The sequence below is a fragment of the Peribacillus sp. NPDC056705 genome, assembly GCF_043656335.1.
On record NZ_JBHTYI010000002.1, the window covers coordinates 64,852 to 83,074 of the forward strand.

An 18,223-nucleotide genomic window follows, 5' to 3' on the forward strand; every position below is an offset into this window, starting at 1 on the left:
GTTCAATATTTAATAGAAATGGTAAAATCATTATGCTTCTATAAAATTAGTGAATGAAAATGAAAATAGAGGATGCTGCTGAAAATGAGGAAAGTATCGCTAGAAACAAAGATTCTTGGGTTAGTCTTATCGTTGAGCCTGTTTTTGATCCTCTTATTGACGACTTCTTTTTCCTATATGGAAGGAAGGCAAATAGCGAAGGATAAAAGTCAATTGGCTTTGGAACTTTCAAAGACGATTAGTTTCATGCCTACGGTTACAGAGGCCTTTGAAACGGATGATCCCGCAGGCACAATCCAGCCGATTGTCGAAAAGATCCGCAGGGAAACGGGAGCTGAGTTCATCGTTGTCGGGAATAAAGAGGGCATTCGCTATTCCCATCCGCTGGCTTCCGAAATTGGGAAGCGGATGGAAGGCGGGGATAATGCCAGGGCCATTCAGGAAGGCGAATATTATGTCTCCGAAGCGGCAGGGTCGCTCGGTCTTTCCATTCGGGGGAAGTCACCGGTATTCGATGCGAATGGAAAAATAATTGGAATCGTCTCCGTCGGTTTTTTAGTGGACGATGTCCGCGCCCAAATATTCAAGGATTTGTCCAAAGAGATGATTGTATCTTTAGTGGCCATCATGATATCGATCATTGGCAGTTATATGCTGGCAAGGAGCATACGTAAAGATACATTGGGGCTGGAACCATTTGAAATCGCCAATTTATATAAAGAAAAAAATGCAGTGCTTCAATCGGTGAAAGAAGGGATTCTGGCCATTGACCAAAATGGGTTGATTACTTCGATGAATCAGCCGGCAAAAAAATTGCTCGATATTCAAGAGTCCGTTCGCCATTTGAATGTGGATGGCCTATTCCCTTCGAAATATTTATTCGAAGTGCTGAAGTCCGGTGAACCGCAGGTGGATAAGGAGATTTCATGGAAAGACAAATCCGTTATCGTCAATTGTACACCAATCTTCGATAGTGAAGGGGTAAGCGGTGTTGTCGCTTCGTTCCGTGATCGAACGGAAATTGAGGAAATGGTCAACACATTATCGGAAGTGAAGATGCATTCAGAGGATTTGAGGGCACAAACCCATGAGTTCACCAATAAACTATACGTCCTTTCAGGTTTGATACAATTAGGCGAATATGATGAAGCGATAGATATGATTCAAAGCGAAACATCCGAATTGCATTCCCTGAACCGTGTCGTGTTCGAACAGATCAAGGATACAAAGGTACAAGCCCTTTTACTTGGAAAGATAGGGAAGGCATCGGAGAAGAAGATCATCTTTGAAATAGATGCCCAAAGTTACCTAGAGAAACTGCCGGATCATATAAAATTGTCACAACTAACATTGATTCTGGGCAACATTATCGATAATGCACTTGAAGCGGTTTCAAGCATGGAAGAGCCGCTCGTGAAATTTTTCGCCACAGATATCGGAAATGATATGGTATTTGAAGTAAGTGATAACGGAAAAGGAATACCTGAGGATGCCGTCGCCCATATTTTCGATCGGGGTTTCACTTCGAAAAACAACGGAAGTCCGAGTGGTTATGGACTTGCGAATGCTGATCATGTCGTCAAAGAGCTGGGCGGCATCATCGAAGTTCACAGCGAGGATGGAAACACCATATTCACCGTGTATCTTCCTAAAGAACAGTGAGGAGGGAAAGAATGCTGAAGATAAGAGCAGTCATCGCGGAAGATGATTTTCGTATAGCGGATATCCATGAAAAATTCTTAAAAAACTTTGATGAAATAGAAGTGGTCGGAAAAGCTGTCAACGCAAAAAAAACGCTTCGGATCTTGGAGCAAAAAAGCCCGGATCTGCTTTTGCTTGATGTTTATATGCCGGATCAACTTGGTACAGACCTTCTTCCGGACGTAAGGAAAAAGTTTCCGAATGTGGATATCATCATGATTACCGCGGCAACGGATAAAGACCAACTAGAAAAGGCGCTTCACTATGGTGTTGAGAATTATTTAATTAAACCAGTGGAAATGAAGCGTTTCAACCAAGTTATCGAAGAGTATCTGAAGAAGGTCCATCTGATGAAGTCCAAACAAGAGATAGATCAGGATTTTGTTGATCTCATTTTGAATAAGGGATCTGCGGTTTCGGAAACGAACGATGGGCCGGCCTTACCGAAAGGGGTCGACGAAATCACTTTGGCGAAAGTCATCGAGGTACTCAAAGCAAGCGATATCGGTTTGTCGGCTGAGCAAGTGAGCGGACAGATCGGCGCTTCCAGGACAACCGCGAGACGCTATCTGGAATATTTGATATCCGTAAAGAAATGTAAAGCGGAAGTCGTATACGGGGTAGTGGGAAGACCTGAGCGAAGATATTATAAAATTTAGAATGAAGTGTGAAACACCTTCAAGATTGGAGGTGTTTTTTTTATGCGATTTCAAAAAAAAAACGATGTTTTAATCTGTTATCTTATTCTTAAGAAGGTTCGGAAATGAGATACAGTCCCATCATCAGTAAAAGAATGAAACTGTCGGGTTTTATAAAATCAAAAGATGTTGATGGATTTTGTGGTTTATGGATGAGGGTGGATAATGTCCTTCATGATGTTTTGCAATTCGACAATGTGGGGGTACCGGCCCATCGTTAACGATACGGAATGGAACCATTATTATATTGTCTTGGATGTACCCGACAACAGTGCCATCATTTCATTCGGGGTCCTTCTATCAGGGCGTGGAAAGGTATGGATCGATGAACTGGAATTCGAGGAAGTCAGTAAAGATACACCTACGACCAATATAGATTACGGCTGTGACCTTTTGGATGGACCGGCAAATCTATCTTTTGAAGAATGAATGCGCAGCAGCATGCCTTTGCAAAAATATAGTCAAAGTTTTCTTAATAATTGCAATCATCCGCTTAAGGAACCCGCCATTCAACCCATGAGTGGCGCCGGCTCAGCCTCGAAAAATCGCTTCCGTGAACACAATGAACATAATTAACAAAATAGTTTTAAAACACAATAAATTGAGAACGCTTACAAATGAAGCGGTTTCATATACAATTTACCTTATTAGAAGATAAGGAGTGATTGATATGCTCGCTTTATTAGGATACTTGATGATAGCGGCGTTTATGATTTTAATTATGACAAGGCGACTTTCAGCCATGATAGCTTTGATTGCAGTGCCAAGTGCCTTTGCACTTATTGGCGGGTTTGGCGGTAAAATGGGTGAGATGGCGCTGGAAGGGATCAAAAGTGTTGCGCCAACGGGAATCATGATTTTATTTGCGATCCTTTTCTTTGGCATTTTGATCGATGCCGGCGTTTTTGATCCGATCATCAATACGATACTTAAGGTTGTAAAAGGAGATCCAGTGAAAATCGCCATCGGCACGGCCGTCCTGGCTTTGCTGATTTCCTTGGATGGAGATGGTACAACCACATATATGATAACGATTTCAGCCATGCTTCCGCTATATAAACGGATTGGCATGAGGCCGCTTGTATTGGCCGGTATTGCCGTTTCGTCATCCGGAGTCATGAACCTTCTTCCTTGGGGAGGCCCTACAGCACGGGTGATGACCGCTTTAAAACTTGAAATGTCCGATGTTTTCACTCCTGTCATCCCAGCGATGATCGGCGGAGTCCTGTTCGTCCTTTTCATGGCATATTGCCTGGGTAAAAAAGAAAGAAAAAGAATCGGGATCATTGAAGTAGATTATCATGTTATGGCACAGCAAGCGGCTGCAACGGAAGATGCTTATCTTAAGCGTCCTAAATTGATAATATTCAATTACGCATTGACTCTTACATTGCTGGTGGCGCTGATCATGGAACTTATGCCTTCAGCGGTTCTGTTCATGATAGGTTTCGCGATTGCCATTACGGTCAATTATCCGAAACTCAGTGATCAAAAAGAGCGTGTGGCAAACTATGCAGACAATGCTTTATCTGTAATTTCGATGATTTTTGCAGCAGGTGTCTTCACTGGAATCCTTGCCGGAACGGAAATGGTCGATGCCATGGCAAACTCTTTGATTCAGCATATTCCAGATCAAATGGGCACACATTTTGCCGTCATTACAGCCGTCATCTCAGCACCTTTTACGTTCTTCATGTCTAATGATGCATTTTATTATGGTGTGCTCCCATTGCTTGCTAAAGCGGGAGCTGCTTATGGAATTGACCCTGCCCTGATCGGCAGAGCTTCACTATTAGGGTTGCCCGTCCATCTATTAAGCCCGCTTGTTCCATCTACCTATCTATTGGTTGGAATGGTAGGCGAAGATTTCGGTGCATTGCAGCGTACCTTCCTGAAATGGGCATGCGGATCGACGCTTGTCATGATAGTGGTATGTGTCCTATTGGGAATCATCCCACTATAAAGCTTTAAAGAGTCCCGTTCGTCAAGATGCGAACGGGACTCTTTTCTGTCTGCATCAAGCGCTGAATAAATCTAGAAAAAGTGAGATACATTATGTTTGTCTTCTCTTTCGCGACAAAGTTAGCTTTTACTTTTATTGAATGAGGAAGGTACGTACCTTAAGATTAAAGGAAACTATATTAATTATGAAGGGGAGAGAGTAAAATGGCTCACTTTAATATAAAAGTTGCAGTTCAAAAGTTCGGTAACTTTCTAAGTTCAATGGTCATGCCGAATATATCAGCTTTCATAGCATGGGGGCTAATCACTGCCCTATTCATCCCATCTGGTTTCCTGCCAAATGAAAGCCTTGCCAAAATGGTTACACCGATGGTTACGTTTTTGCTGCCGCTTTTAATTGGGTATACAGGTGGTAAGTTAATCCATGACCACCGTGGCGGCGTAGTCGGTGCCATTGCGACAATGGGTGTCATCGTGGGATCTGATATCCCGATGTTCCTTGGCGCCATGATAATGGGACCGTTCGGCGGTTATGTCATCAAGAAATTCGATCAATTGATTGAAGGGAAAATAAAAGCCGGTTTTGAAATGCTTGTTAATAATTTCTCAGCGGGGATAATTGGCGGCTTATTGTCCATTCTATCCTTCTTGGCCATCGGGCCTGCTGTAGACGTATTTACAGGCTGGCTTGTAGCCGGAGTCGATTGGCTTGTCGGTACAGGTTTACTGCCGTTGACAAGTATCCTGATCGAGCCTGCCAAGGTATTGTTCTTGAACAATGCCATCAATCATGGTGTACTATCACCAATCGGTGTAGAGCAAGTTAAACAAACAGGGGCTTCCATCCTGTTCCTTTTGGAATCCAATCCTGGACCGGGTATCGGCGTTTTGCTTGCTTATTGCTTTTTTGGAAAGGGAACGGCGAAGAAATCGGCTCCAGGAGCGGCCATCATTCATTTCTTCGGCGGGATTCATGAAATATATTTCCCTTATATCCTAATGAAGCCGATGTTATTCTTAGCCGTCATTCTTGGAGGCATGAGTGGAGTATTCACATTGGTCCTACTGGGCGGAGGGTTGTTCGCTCCTGCTTCTCCAGGCAGCATACTTGCCATTACAGCAGTAACTCCGCATAATGCAGGCGCATATATTGCTAACTTTGCTGGCGTGATCGTAGCGGCCCTTGTTTCATTCATCATCGGTGCATTCATCCTGAAAACAGGAAAGCAATCTGAAGAGAATATTGAAGATGCCGCGAAAAAAATGCAAGAAATGAAAGGCAAGAAAAGCTCTGTTGCCGATGTATTCGCTTCAGATCCGGGAACGATGCCATCAGGCGTCAGCAAAATAATATTTGCCTGCGATGCTGGAATGGGGTCAAGTGCGATGGGAGCTTCGCTGCTTCGCAAGAAGGTGAAGGAAGCCGGTTTGAATATCACCGTGACCAATACGGCGATCTCGAACATTCCTGCTGATGCACAAATCGTCATAACACAGGAAGAGTTAACTCCAAGGGCACAGAATAAAGTGCCGAATGCTTATCATGTATCGGTCGATAATTTCCTATCGAGCCCTGAATACGATTCATTGCTTGCACGGCTTCAGGACGATGGCACCGATGAGCTGCATGAAATCGTCGAAGATGCTGAAGAGAAGGTTCCCGGTGTTCGTGAACATTCAATTGAGCCTGGCATCAACGATGATGAGCAGGATGATAATGAATTGCTTCGCGAAGAAAACGTCTTCCTTAATCAACAATTCGCCAATAAGGAAGAAGCGATCCGCTTTGCAGGAAGAGCTTTAGTCAATGCAGGTTACGTTAAGGAAAACTATATTGAAGCAATGATTGCCCGTGATGAATTGACTTCAACCTATATGGGGAATGATGTAGCCATTCCGCACGGAACCGAAGAAGCTAAGAAAGATGTCCTTAAATCCGGATTTACCGTTCTGCAAATTCCTGATGGTGTCGACTTTGACGGCCAAAAGGCACGATTGATATTCGGCATCGCCGGCAAGGACGGGACACATCTTGAAATTCTATCCGGCATTGCAGTTACCTGCTCCGAAATGGAGAATATCGAAAAGATGGTTAAAGCCACATCAGCCAGGGAATTGATGGATATTATAAATGTCGGAAATAATTAAATACACTTAACCTAGAATAGAAAAGCGTTTGACGCTTTTCTATTCAGTATTTTCTCGTGTTACTCCACCAGAAATGAGTTGGTAGCATGTATATTACTTCAAGGGAAAAATCAATCATAGAATTGATCATAAAAACTTCTGGAAAACATACAGCCTTATCCATTGCGACACAATTGAATGTTAGTGTCCGGACTGTTCAACGTGATCTGAAGTCCATAGAAAAAATCCTGCAATCATTTGAGTTGCATTTAACACGCAATACACATGAGGGACTGACCATCGACGGGAAGAATGAACAAGTCTTTCGGCTTGTACAGCACCTGATGGGCAATCATCCAATCGATCAAACGCCTCAAGAAAGAAAGTTGCACCTCCTTTTAGCTTTACTGCAAGAAGAATCTTATAAAACTCAAGTTCTTGCGGGGGATCTCGGTATAAGCATAACGACTCTTACAACCTATTTGGACGAACTGACTGAATGGTTAAAGAATTTTAATATCGTGATTACGAGAAAAAGGGGAGTCGGAATAGAGCTTGCCGGTACTGAAGAAAATAAACGGAAAGCCCAGGCCGCCTATTTCCTGCACTTTTTTAATGAAGAGCTGATTGAAAGTTTATTTTTGTTGCAAGAAGGGAAATTCCCAGAGGCGAAAATCCTCGACTATTTCGATCCCGAATATCTTCTGGCTATCGACGGGGTGCTGTTTTCCACGTTTAACAGTGTCCATTCCCGTTTGGCGGATAGCGGGTATATAGGGTTAATTGTACATATTTATGTAACCCTGCAAAGGAATGAAAGCCAATTTTTTTTGGAGAAGGACTTCAAGAAAATAAGCGAACTTTCCGATGAGAATAATCTCATGAATAAAATAGGCAAGGAACTAAGCGCCCTGCTGGAAGTCTCTTTTACCATCGATGATATAAGCTACCTGGCTGCCATCCTGAAAGGTTCCAAGCTTCATGCAGCGGATGCCGTTCCATATGACAGTGTGTTGCTTGGCCAACTGATAAGAAGCCTGATAAAAGATGTTTCGGCACAATTGCAAATCGATTTGACCAAGGATTTCCCCTTGTATCAAGGTCTCCTTGCCCATATGGAACCATCGCTTTTCCGGATCAAACAGGAAATGGGATTGTACAACCCCTTAACCGAAGATATTAAAAGAAAGTATCCGGTTCTCTTTTTGGCAGTAAAGACCAGTCTGGAAAAGGGATTCAAAGAAATAAAAGAATTTCCTGAAGATGAAATAGCCTTCATCGTCCTGCATTTCGGATCTGCATTAGTGCTGCGGGAGGAAGAAATATCAATAAGGGCACTCATCGTTTGCCCGACAGGTATCGGCACGTCGAAAATGCTTGCAAGCCGGATCAAAAAAGAAATCATCGAAATCGAGACTGTAGAAATCAAGACGATCAAAGACATCCAGCAGCAGGGCAGCCTGAAAAACTATGATGTGATCATTTCTACCGTCCGGCTTCCGTATATCGATAGTGATTATATTCTTGTATCCCCTCTTTTGAGTGAAGAGAATATATTGAACATCAGGAATTATTTAAGGAAGAATATTGAAAACTTCACGAAGAATAAGCGTTATGTCAGTCATTCAGCCCCTAAGGAAACCCTGGCCAAAAAAGAGGATGGCGAATTGAAAGAAGTGCTGCAGGAATTGAAAGATGCCCAGCAGAGCATCGAGTCGATCATGGATAATTTCCGGTTTTATCGGCTGCCGCATCTGAAAGGACATCCAGAAATCATCGAAGAAATGGTCAGGATGGCTGAAAATGAATCACTGCTAATCGGTGCGGATGATGTGGTCGGATCCTTGAACGAACGGGAAAAAAAAGGTGGTTTAGGCATTCCTGGCACTGGAATGGGCCTTTTCCATACGAGACACAAGAATGTGAAAAAACTGATATTCCAATTGGCCCACCTGGAGGAATATCATCTGGTCAAAGGTATGGATGGAAATGACGTCCATATGAAAAATTTACTGCTGATGCTGGCACCTGAGGAATTGAGTGTGAAGCAGCAGGAAATCGTCAGCTTAATAAGCTCAAGCTTAATTGAAAACAATGAATCCATCATGATTTTTTCATCTTCGGACGAGAAAATGATTAACAGAAGGCTGGAAGCCATATTTTTGGACTATTTATATACTAACTTGATAAAGGGATGATTGTAATGAAACAAGCAGTACATTTCGGTGCAGGAAACATTGGAAGAGGATTTATCGGCGCACTCTTTTCACAGTCTGGATATCATGTGACTTTTGTGGACATAGCCGATCAAATCATCGATCAATTAAATGATAAAAAGCAATATCAAGTCAAACTGGCTACTGATCAACAAGAATCCGTAACCGTAGAAAATGTTTCGGGTTTAAACAGCTTAAAGCAGGAAGAGGAAATCATTAAAGCAATTTCCGAAGCAACCTACCTCACCACTGCTATCGGTCCTAATATTTTGCCTCATATCGCTCCTTTAATTGCAAAAGGATTAGCCTCAAGGGTGAAGGAAACCGATGAAAAACTATATGTGATCGCTTGTGAAAACCAAATATCGGCAACAGACCTTTTAGAAGGCTACATTCTAGAAAACTTGGATCAAGATACAAAAGAAAAACTAGCCGGAAAAGTATACTTCTTTAACTCAGCAGTCGATCGCATCGTTCCTATCCAAAATAACGAAGGATCACTCGATGTTTTGGTGGAACCTTATTATGAATGGGTCGTTGAAACGAATGAAAGCATTCCTGCCGTTGAAGGGATGACCATTGTAAAAGAACTCGCCCCGTTCATTGAGAGAAAACTGTTCACCGTTAATACTGGACATGCCGTCATAGCTTACCTCGGTTATCTCAAAAATAAAAAATCGACGATTGACCAATCATTGGAGGACGCAGGCATTGTAGAGCAAGTCAAGAATACCCTAGGGGAAACGGGCGCCTATTTAATAAAGCAATACGGTTTGGATGCAGATGAGCATCAGCAGTATATCGAGAAAATCATTAATCGATTTAAAAACTCCTACCTGAATGACTCGGTGAATAGAGTCGGCCGTTCACCGCTGCGCAAGCTCGGACCAAACGACCGCCTCGTCCGTCCTGCCGTAGAAGCTAAAAAAGCGGGACTTTCCTATACTAATCTGGCGAAAGCGATAGCCGCCGCTTTACTCTTTGATTTTAACGAAGATGAAGAAGCCCTTAAACTGCAAGCGATGATCAAAGAACACGGTATAGCTACCGCACTTAAAGAAGTTAGCGGATTGGACGAAAAAAGCGAAATAACCAAAGAAGTTATCAACCACTACAACAACTTGAAATAAAAGCCGAAAAACTCCTGAAAAATTTTTTCAGGAGTTTTTCTTAATCAAAAAGCGGATTATATATCCGCTGAACATTAAAACTCAAAAAAAACTTGTAAACAGTAATCATTACGTTTTATAATGAAAGGCAGTTTAAAGTATAAATCGTAATCATTTTGATTTGTTTGAAAGGAGCTTTTTAATGAGATTAGGTTTTACAAAATGTGGATTAGTGCAGTAAATCGAGAGTTGGGGGCAATTTTGGGTGCTATTACACGAAATTTAGAGATGTTACTCACGGGTTTAGGGCAATACTCGTGAAATTGGCGCAGTTACTGGAGTGATTACTCGTGAGTTTGGAGTGATTACTCGTGAGTTTAGCACAAATACTCGTGAATTCGGAGCAAATACTCGTGAATTGGTGTTCAAACACGAGTAGGTTGATTTTACACAAGATTTTGCGGCTATTGCACGAGATTTAGAGCCGTTTCTCACGGGTTTAGGGCAATACTCGTGAGTTTGGGTCATTTACTCGTGAGTTTGGAGCAAATACTCGTGAGTTTAGCACAAATACTCGTGAATTCGGAGCAAATACTCGTGAATTAGCACAAATACTCGTGAATTAAGTTTAATCCCGAGGCATTACATAGTTTTGATTTCGGATAAGCATTCGGAAATGCATTGCCTGATTTGTCATGATAGTAAAGCAAAGCTGTAATATAAATCGTAATCAATACGATTTTAGGCAGCCGATGAAAATAGTTGAGGTAATGGAGGAATTCTATCGTGTTCAGAAAAAGTAAATCGATTCTTATAGTATGTTTTTCATTTTTTCTTTTGGCTGCTTGTTCCACAGAGTCTGCGAATGATGAAGTGCGAGGGGAGAAGGAAGTGAACTTGCTTTTTAATTTTGCTACTGGCTCGCTTGATCCGCATGTTGATACTAGTTATGTGTCACTAAGGGCTGGAATCACTGAGACATTGGTGCATCTCAATGATGAGGATTTGACCATCGAACCTTGGCTGGCGGAAAGTTGGGATAGCAAGGATGGTCAGTTATGGAATTTTGAGTTAAGGGAGGGTGTGACTTTTCAGAATGGAAAGAAAATGGATGGCAAAGCGGTGAAGGCTTCCTTGGAGAGGGCGATGAAGGATAGTCCGGCGATCAAGAATGCTTTGCGGATTGAATCGATTGAAGCGGACGGGAATGCGCTGTCCATCAAGACGGAGGTTCCCTTTCCTGAGTTTCCTTCTGAATTGGTCCATCCTAATACATCGATTATTGACGTGAAGGAAAGTGACTATATAAACAAACCGATAGGAACAGGGCCATTTGCCGTTTCGAAATTCATGCCTGGTGCGGCTGTTGATTTAATACGGTATGAGTCTTACTGGGATGGAGCCGCAAAGCTTGAGAGAGCCAGGTTTTCGTTTAATGAAGATGCCAATGCACGGTCCCTCGCCCTTGAATCGGGAGATGCCGATATTGTTTTCCGTCCAGAAGTGGAAAGCCTGGAAAATTTGGAGGCGATAGATGGTGTGAAGGTTGAATCGACATCCACTTTCCGCGTACATCAAATGACGATGAATTTGGAACGTGAAGCACTGCAGGACATACACGTCCGAAAGGCGATAGATGCCTTGATCGACCGTTCTTCCATTGCTGATACGATTTTACATGGTCATGCAGAAGTGGCAACAGGACCATTTCCGTCCACTTTCTCTTTTGCTCCGGACTATCCGAAAAAAGAGAATGGAATGGAAGCTGCTAAAGGGTTCCTTGATCAGGCGGGATATAAAAAAGTGGATGGTGTCATGCAAAAGGACGGTAAACCGTTAACGTTTACACTTCTTACATACAGTTCACGTGCCGACCTGCCGTTAATTGCCCAAGTTTTTCAATCGGATGCGGGCCAGTTGGGGATTGATGTGAAAATCAAGCAAATAGAAATCCCTGAAGAGTATATGGCGGCCAATCGCGATTGGGATTTAACGACCTACAGCAATTTAACGGCTCCGCGCGGGGATGCCGGCTATTATTTAAATGCTACTTATCATCCAAAGGGAGCCTTGAACTTCAGTGGGACCGATGATGATCACCTGACGTCCCTGATTGATAAGCTGAATGTAACGGTCGAGCAGGATAAGCGTTCGGATTTAGCTGAGGATATTGCGATGTATGTAGATGGACATGTGTATAATTCTTTCATTTTACATCCGAATACACTTGTTGCTTATGATGCCGATAGAGTTAAAAACTGGATCACTTCGAGAAGCGAATACTACATGCTGACAAATGAACTGGATGTGAAGTGAATGTTCCGCATCTTAGTCCGTCGATTCATTGAGGTCGTGATTTTTGTCCTTGTGATTACATTCATCTCTTTCCTTTTTGTTCGGCTTGCTCCAGGGGACCCGGTCCTCTCGATACTTCAAGTGGATGATGTGTCGATCACAAACGAGCAAGTCAATAAGCTTCGCGAAGAATTGGGATTCAATGATCCGCTGTTAGTGCAGTATGGCGATTGGTTTGCGGATTTTATCCAATTGGATTTCGGTAATTCCTATCTGACGAATCAGCCTGTGATGGAGATGATCATGAGCGGTCTGCCTGCAACACTTGAGCTGGCGGTCGGCGCATTGCTTGTGATGTTTGGTATAGCCATTCCATTAGGTTCGCTTGCTGCCTTGTACAGGGGAAGCTGGATTGATCAGATTAGCCGCGCCGTTTCTTTGTTGGGCGCAGCCATTCCTAGCTTTTGGTTGGGGCTGCTCTTGATGGATTTATTTGCGGTACGGTGGGGGGCCCTTCCAACAATGGGCAGGGACGGATTTCGTTCTTTGATTCTGCCGTCAGTCACGTTGGGGCTTGCCATCACAAGTGTGTACGTCCGTTTGCTGCGTTCGAGTTTGATGGATTCCCTCAGTCATGATTTCATCAGGGCTGCCCGATCAAGGGGGATTTCAGAAATGCGGATATTCTTTGCACATGCATTTCGTTATAGCCTGCCCCCGGTCATTACCGTATTCGGTGTCAGCCTCGGCAGCCTGATCGGCGGTGTAGTGGTGATCGAAGTGATTTTTGCCTATCCAGGCATAGGTAAGTTGGTCGTGGACTCGATTCGGTCACGGGATTATCCAGTCATTCAAGGGTACTTGTTGGTCATGGCCATCATTGTATTCATGGTTAATAGTGCCGTGGATTTATCTTATCGCTATTTAAATCCGGAGCTAAGGCTGAAGGAAAGGAAGCATGGAAAATGGAGTTAGTTATCAAAAAAAAATCCAAAAAGCGCTGGAGAATGACCGTCCTTTTTACGTTGATGGCTACAGTCCTTGCCGTTGCGGCATACACCTTTCTTGTTCTGAAACATGATCCGGAACTGGTCAATCTGGGAGAAAGGCTTTGGCCGGCGAGCCTGGAACATCCGCTAGGGACGGATCATCTAGGGCGTGATGTATTGACACGTCTTCTGCTTGGCGCACAGCTGACGGTTGGCTACGGTCTCTTATCTCTGTTTGCCGCCGTTATCATCGGCGTCCCGTTCGGGGTGATTGCCGGTTTTAAAGGAGGTCTGATCGATCGGATCTTCATGCGCATTGCAGATACATTTCTTGCATTCCCTGATACGATCGTTGCCATTGTGCTTAGTGGCTTATTAGGACCAGGAATCGAAAATCTCCTGTTGGCGATCGTTCTAGTGAAATGGGTGAATTATGCCCGGCTTGTGCGAAGTACGGTGATCACCGAACGTCGGAAGGATTATGTCACAGCTGCTACAATCAATGGATTACGTTCATTTGGGATTATGCGGAAGCATTTATTTCCGCACCTTATCGGGAACGTGCTTGTATTGGCTAGCCTTGATTTAGGAAAAATCATTTTGCTCATATCTTCTTTATCGTATATCGGGCTCGGGGCGCAGCCGCCGGCACCAGAATGGGGAGCCATGCTGAATGATGCCCGTCCATACTTCCAGTCCAATATGTTGCTGATGATTTACCCGGGGCTCGCCATCGTATTTGTCGTCCTTCTATCCAACATACTCGGTGATTATTTACGCGATGCATTCGATGTGAAAAAGGAGGTGGAATCATGAGCATTTTATCCTTGAGGCAGCTAAATATCATGGGAAAGCAACGTCATATCGTCAAGGATCTTTCGTTAGATGTGCAGGAAGGTGAGTGGTCCGCACTTGTCGGACAAAGCGGGAGCGGTAAAAGCATGACGGCCATGGCCATATGTCAGCTGCTTGCACCCAATCTCCAAGCGAAGGGGGAAATATGGTACGGGGAAAAAAATCTTTTAACGCTATCTTCCTCTGAAATCAGGAAGATTCGCGGAAAGCGCCTGGCCTATATTTTTCAAGATTACCAGGGTTCATTTACACCGTTCCTTACTATCGGCCAACATTTCGACGAATATCAGCGAACACATTTGAACCTTTCCAAAAAGGCAAGGAGACAGCAAGCGGTAAAGGCGCTCATATCGGTGGGCTTGAATGAAGATATCTACATCAGATACCCTTTTCAATTAAGCGGTGGGCAGCTTCAGCGTGTATCCATTTCGTTAGCTCTGCTGCTTGAACCGGATATTTTGATAGCGGATGAACCGACCACAGCCTTGGACAGTGTATCTTCCTTTAAGGTCTTACAGCTGTTATCGAGGCTCCAAAAAGAAACCGGATGTGCGGTCTTGTTCATCACCCATGATTTACGTCATGTCAAGAAGTATGCGGATCGCATTGCGGTCATGAAAGACGGGGCCATCATTGAGGCCGGTGATAAAAATCAGGTATTGAATCATCCGCAGCATGCATATACGAATAAACTGATTCAATCATCGCCATCATTGAGCAGAATTCCATTTGAACTTAAAGGGGTGTCAGGATGACGTTATTAGAAGTGCGAAATGTCCATAAAAGCTATGATAACGGAGTGGAAATACTAAGGAACGTGAATTTCAGCATCGAAAGGAAGGAATGCCTCGGGTTAGTGGGCGAGAGCGGCTGCGGAAAAAGCACACTGGCAAGGCTCATCCTTCAGATAGAATCTTTTGACCAGGGCAGCATCCTATTTGAAGGAACCGCGCTGCAAAACAAAAGCGAACGCAGTTTAAAACCGTATCGCAAGTACATCCAAGCCGTTTTGCAAAATCCTGCATCGGCCTTGAATCCAAAACTAAGGATAAAAGATTCACTGATGGATCCATATCTTCAATTTGGCAGCCAGGTCAATATGAAACATTTTACGTATATAAGTGAAGCGAACTATATCGGACAGCTGCTGGAAACTGTGGAGCTCCCAAAGAGTCTTGCTGAACGTTATCCGCATGAGCTAAGCGGCGGACAAAAGCAGCGGGTGACCATTGCACGCGCAATCAGCATTGAACCGGCCCTCATTATATTGGATGAACCGACTTCAAGCCTGGACGTTCTGTCACAAGCAGCGGTGCTGAAATTGTTAAGGAAGCTGCAGGAGACTTTGGACATTTCCTACCTTTTCATTTCTCATGATCTTTCAGCTGTACAGGAGATGAGCCAACGGATCATAGTGATGAAAGGGGGTGCTATTGTGGATTCTTTCGAAAACGAACAGCTTTTTTGCAGCGATCGCCATTCATACACAAAAGAACTGATTTCGATGTTTGAATAATGAGGTTGAGTTTATTTGAGATTTAAATCGTAATGGTTTCGATTAAAGTGAAGTTTGACTCTTAAGGAGGAAGTAAGGTGAACCATCGATCATATTTGGCCTTGGCCATGCCTCTGACCATATCGACGATAACGACGCCATTGATCGGTGCTGTGGACACCGCTGTTGTGGGTCAGTTACCAAACCCCGTTTATTTGGGCGGCGTAGCTATAGGTACGGTCATTTTCAATACCTTGTATTGGCTGTTTGGTTTTTTGCGGGTGAGCACTTCGGGATTCGCTGCACAAGCACTTGGGGCAAACGATTGGAAGCAAGGCATTTTAGCCTTTTTAAGGCCGTTTATACTGGCGATTGTTGCAGGGGGAGGTTTCATCCTGCTTCAGGGGCCAATTGAACATGTTTCCTTAACACTGATGAATCCCGATGCTGACGTCCGAAGATATGCGGCTGAATACTTCAACATTCGAATATGGGGGATCCCATTCACTTTGATGAATTACGTCATATTGGGATGGCTGATGGGGATGTCCAAGATCAAGGTTTCGCTAGTTTTACAGGTGCTCATGAACCTGATGAACATTGCACTGGATTTGCTATTTGTTCATGGATTCGCATGGGGTGTGCAAGGGGTGGCGATAGCGACACTTTTTTCGGAAGTGACGGCCTTCTTCATTGGACTGATCATTATTGTGAAAGCGTCGCCTCATCGACTGGAAATGCCACCTTTGAAAGAGATGTTCGATCCATCATCCATTAAGAAAATGATGTCGGTGAATCGGGATTTATTCATCAGGACGCTTTGCCTGTTGGCCGTTTTTAATATTTTCACGGCAAAGGGTGCCTCATATGGAACGGAGATATTGGCGGCGAATGCCGTACTCATCCAAATTCACTATCTGATGGCTTACTTCTTTGACGGGCTCGCAAATGCTTCAAGCATTCTTGTGGGAAAAGCGATTGGTGCGGGAGATAAGCCCTTATATAAGAAGACCCTGATCCTTTCGTTGCAGTGGGGTGTTCTGTTCTCCCTGATGATTGCCGTCAGTTACTATTTATGCGGTGATATCATCCTATCGCTTTTCACACGGATGCCAAGTGTCATTGAGCTGGCAAACATTTATGGGATCTGGCTTATTTTATTCCCTCTATCTGCTAGTGTAGGCATCGTTTTCTACGGGGTTTTTACTGGGGCAACAGAAGCTGCCCCTATTCGTAACTCGATGATCTATTCCTTGGTGGCCTTCTTGATAACACTTTATATTTTTGTGCCGGCATATCAAAACCATGCATTATGGCTGGCCTTTACTATATTCAGCCTAGGACGCTCGGTATTTTTGGCTTTGTATATACCACGGTTAAGCAAAAAATTATTTCCTAATAGGAGTGTGCGCCTTGAAAACGATCAAATGGTCTAGAAACAAGGAAAAAATCATTCATACATATCTGGATACTTATAAAATTTTACTAAAAGAAGATGATTTATCACCAAATAACGAAATCATCAATCGCGTTTTAACCGAACTGGTTTCGATGATTTCGAAACCGTTGGATCAGCATGTGGCAGAAGAAATTCTCAATTATGATGAAATCCGGTCGATTCGGGGTACCATGCTTGAAAAGCTGACGATTGCTGAATCATTGATGGAGAATCATTATGCAAAATTATTTGTTGGCAGTGTGAACACCTTGGATGACTTCCGTTCTTTCATTTATTGGGATAACTACAAAGAACTGATTCAAACGGAGATCAGTGAATTGAAAAAGGTGAAAAATGATATTCAATCATTCGCATTTGTAGGGACGGGTCCTCTGCCACTAAGTCCATTGCTGCTTCAACGGGAGTTGGGTGCGAAAATGACATGTCTCGATATAGATGAACAAGCCCATTCACTTGGCAGGCGCATTGTCCACGAACTGGATGTCGAAGGGAATTCAGACTATATCCTGAATGATGGCGCCCTTCATGACTACACGGAGTTCGATCTTGTATGGATTGCCAGCCTGGTTCCCAATAAAGAAGAAATACTGGAACGGATATTTCGGACGAACCCTGGCGCAACCGTCGCAATAAGGTCGGTTGACGGCATTCATCGACTATTATATGAGCCCGTTGATGCGACAAAGTTCAGTAAAGTGGCATGTGAGGAAGTCGGAAGAACGATCGCGGATTCTTTCATCATCAATTCAACCATTTATTACACATTTAAATAGTGACACCATGGAACGAGTTGCTACGGCAATTCGTTTTCTTTTGGGAAAAAGATATTCCTATAAACTTACTTGACATTACAAACTTATTAAAATATAATAACTTACATAAAGTAACTAACAAAAGGAGAATTCATACATGAATAAAAATGATGCAGGTCAAGTTTTTTTAAGGGTGATTTTAGGTCTTACTTTTTTCATTCACGGCGTTTCAAAGTTTCAAGGGGGCATAGGGAATACGGCTGGATTTTTCGATAGTCTTGGCATTCCTGGCTTCATGGCATACATCGTTGCAATAATCGAATTGATCGGTGGAATTGCGGTTATACTGGGTTTGGGAACACGAATCGTTGCCGTCCTATTTGCGGTAATTATGGCGGGGGCGATCTTTACGGCAAAATTACCTGCCGGCTTTCTTGGAAACGGGCAAGCGGCGGGCTATGAACTGGACTTGGCGCTGCTGGCCATGTCTGTCTATCTAGTGTGTGCAAACCGTACGGTTCTTTCTTTGGATCATGTGATTTTCAATAAAAAAGGGAAGTGATAA

14 protein-coding genes and 1 pseudogene are annotated in these 18,223 nt (G+C 43.5%); all 15 read left to right on the plus strand.

Going from position 1 to position 18,223, the window contains the following annotated elements:
* The first annotated feature begins 84 nt into the window (after positions 1 to 84).
* The 15 genes and pseudogenes from ACFRAK_RS02750 (at position 85) to ACFRAK_RS02820 (ending at position 18,220) form a co-directional block, all read left to right on the plus strand.
* Positions 85 to 1,662 carry an ATP-binding protein gene (locus ACFRAK_RS02750; protein WP_387600770.1) on the plus strand — a complete coding sequence of 526 codons (1,578 nt, stop codon included), beginning with the start codon at positions 85 to 87 and terminating at the stop codon, positions 1,660 to 1,662.
* An 11-nt stretch (positions 1,663 to 1,673) separates the two neighbouring features.
* The gene (locus tag ACFRAK_RS02755) at positions 1,674 to 2,360 is read left to right on the plus strand and encodes a response regulator (RefSeq protein ID WP_387600773.1); all 687 of its coding nucleotides are present in this window, start codon (positions 1,674 to 1,676) and stop codon (positions 2,358 to 2,360) included.
* A 122-nt stretch (positions 2,361 to 2,482) separates the two neighbouring features.
* Positions 2,483 to 2,828, plus strand: a pseudogene (locus ACFRAK_RS02760) (AraC family transcriptional regulator); the annotation flags it as partial.
* A 241-nt stretch (positions 2,829 to 3,069) separates the two neighbouring features.
* Entirely contained in the window at positions 3,070 to 4,362 is a 1,293-nt protein-coding gene (locus ACFRAK_RS02765) for a CitMHS family transporter (RefSeq protein ID WP_260285588.1), read from the plus strand.
* 203 nt (positions 4,363 to 4,565) lie between these two features.
* Positions 4,566 to 6,509 (plus strand): PTS mannitol transporter subunit IICBA, encoded by a 1,944-nt coding sequence (locus ACFRAK_RS02770; RefSeq protein ID WP_387600778.1) that lies wholly within the window; start codon positions 4,566 to 4,568, stop codon positions 6,507 to 6,509.
* 86 nt (positions 6,510 to 6,595) lie between these two features.
* Positions 6,596 to 8,686, plus strand: a complete 2,091-nt coding sequence (locus ACFRAK_RS02775; RefSeq protein ID WP_387706238.1) for a BglG family transcription antiterminator — start codon at positions 6,596 to 6,598, stop codon at positions 8,684 to 8,686.
* A gap of 5 nt (positions 8,687 to 8,691) precedes the next feature.
* The gene (locus ACFRAK_RS02780; protein WP_394571264.1) at positions 8,692 to 9,834 is read left to right on the plus strand and encodes a mannitol-1-phosphate 5-dehydrogenase; all 1,143 of its coding nucleotides are present in this window, start codon (positions 8,692 to 8,694) and stop codon (positions 9,832 to 9,834) included.
* Positions 9,835 to 10,599: 765 nt separating this feature from the next.
* Entirely contained in the window at positions 10,600 to 12,129 is a 1,530-nt protein-coding gene (nikA, locus tag ACFRAK_RS02785; RefSeq protein ID WP_394571265.1) for a nickel ABC transporter substrate-binding protein, read from the plus strand.
* Positions 12,130 to 13,083 carry a nickel ABC transporter permease gene (gene nikB / locus ACFRAK_RS02790; RefSeq protein ID WP_394571266.1) on the plus strand — a complete coding sequence of 318 codons (954 nt, stop codon included), beginning with the start codon at positions 12,130 to 12,132 and terminating at the stop codon, positions 13,081 to 13,083.
* Positions 13,074 to 13,913: a nickel transporter permease gene (gene nikC, locus ACFRAK_RS02795; RefSeq protein ID WP_387600793.1), complete on the plus strand. Its 840-nt coding sequence runs from the start codon at positions 13,074 to 13,076 to the stop codon at positions 13,911 to 13,913. Before nikB ends, nikC begins: the two co-directional genes overlap by 10 nt.
* The gene (locus ACFRAK_RS02800; protein ID WP_387600797.1) at positions 13,910 to 14,707 is read left to right on the plus strand and encodes an ABC transporter ATP-binding protein; all 798 of its coding nucleotides are present in this window, start codon (positions 13,910 to 13,912) and stop codon (positions 14,705 to 14,707) included. Before nikC ends, ACFRAK_RS02800 begins: the two co-directional genes overlap by 4 nt.
* Positions 14,704 to 15,468 carry an ABC transporter ATP-binding protein gene (locus ACFRAK_RS02805; protein WP_394571267.1) on the plus strand — a complete coding sequence of 255 codons (765 nt, stop codon included), beginning with the start codon at positions 14,704 to 14,706 and terminating at the stop codon, positions 15,466 to 15,468. The genes ACFRAK_RS02800 and ACFRAK_RS02805 overlap by 4 nt, the downstream gene beginning before the upstream one ends.
* Positions 15,469 to 15,545: 77 nt before the next feature.
* Complete coding sequence (locus ACFRAK_RS02810) at positions 15,546 to 16,883, plus strand: MATE family efflux transporter (RefSeq protein ID WP_394571269.1); 1,338 nt, start codon at positions 15,546 to 15,548, stop codon at positions 16,881 to 16,883.
* The gene (locus ACFRAK_RS02815) at positions 16,861 to 17,679 is read left to right on the plus strand and encodes a nicotianamine synthase family protein (protein ID WP_387600806.1); all 819 of its coding nucleotides are present in this window, start codon (positions 16,861 to 16,863) and stop codon (positions 17,677 to 17,679) included. The genes ACFRAK_RS02810 and ACFRAK_RS02815 overlap by 23 nt, the downstream gene beginning before the upstream one ends.
* Before the next feature lie 136 nt (positions 17,680 to 17,815).
* Positions 17,816 to 18,220 carry a DoxX family protein gene (locus tag ACFRAK_RS02820; RefSeq protein ID WP_387600810.1) on the plus strand — a complete coding sequence of 135 codons (405 nt, stop codon included), beginning with the start codon at positions 17,816 to 17,818 and terminating at the stop codon, positions 18,218 to 18,220.
* Positions 18,221 to 18,223: the final 3 nt, after the last annotated feature.

Excerpts from the sequence above, each read along its gene's own strand:
- ACFRAK_RS02750 (WP_387600770.1), top strand. The coding sequence starts at position 85 with ATGAGGAAAGTATCGCTAGAAACAAAGATTCTTGGGTTAGTCTTATCG.
- ACFRAK_RS02755 (WP_387600773.1), top strand. The coding sequence starts at position 1,674 with ATGCTGAAGATAAGAGCAGTCATCGCGGAAGATGATTTTCGTATAGCG.
- ACFRAK_RS02765 (WP_260285588.1), top strand. The coding sequence starts at position 3,070 with ATGCTCGCTTTATTAGGATACTTGATGATAGCGGCGTTTATGATTTTA.
- ACFRAK_RS02770 (WP_387600778.1), top strand. The coding sequence starts at position 4,566 with ATGGCTCACTTTAATATAAAAGTTGCAGTTCAAAAGTTCGGTAACTTT.
- ACFRAK_RS02775 (WP_387706238.1), top strand. The coding sequence starts at position 6,596 with ATGTATATTACTTCAAGGGAAAAATCAATCATAGAATTGATCATAAAA.
- ACFRAK_RS02780 (WP_394571264.1), top strand. The coding sequence starts at position 8,692 with ATGAAACAAGCAGTACATTTCGGTGCAGGAAACATTGGAAGAGGATTT.
- nikB (WP_394571266.1), top strand. The coding sequence starts at position 12,130 with ATGTTCCGCATCTTAGTCCGTCGATTCATTGAGGTCGTGATTTTTGTC.
- nikC (WP_387600793.1), top strand. The coding sequence starts at position 13,074 with ATGGAGTTAGTTATCAAAAAAAAATCCAAAAAGCGCTGGAGAATGACC.
- ACFRAK_RS02800 (WP_387600797.1), top strand. The coding sequence starts at position 13,910 with ATGAGCATTTTATCCTTGAGGCAGCTAAATATCATGGGAAAGCAACGT.
- ACFRAK_RS02805 (WP_394571267.1), top strand. The coding sequence starts at position 14,704 with ATGACGTTATTAGAAGTGCGAAATGTCCATAAAAGCTATGATAACGGA.
- ACFRAK_RS02820 (WP_387600810.1), top strand. The coding sequence starts at position 17,816 with ATGAATAAAAATGATGCAGGTCAAGTTTTTTTAAGGGTGATTTTAGGT.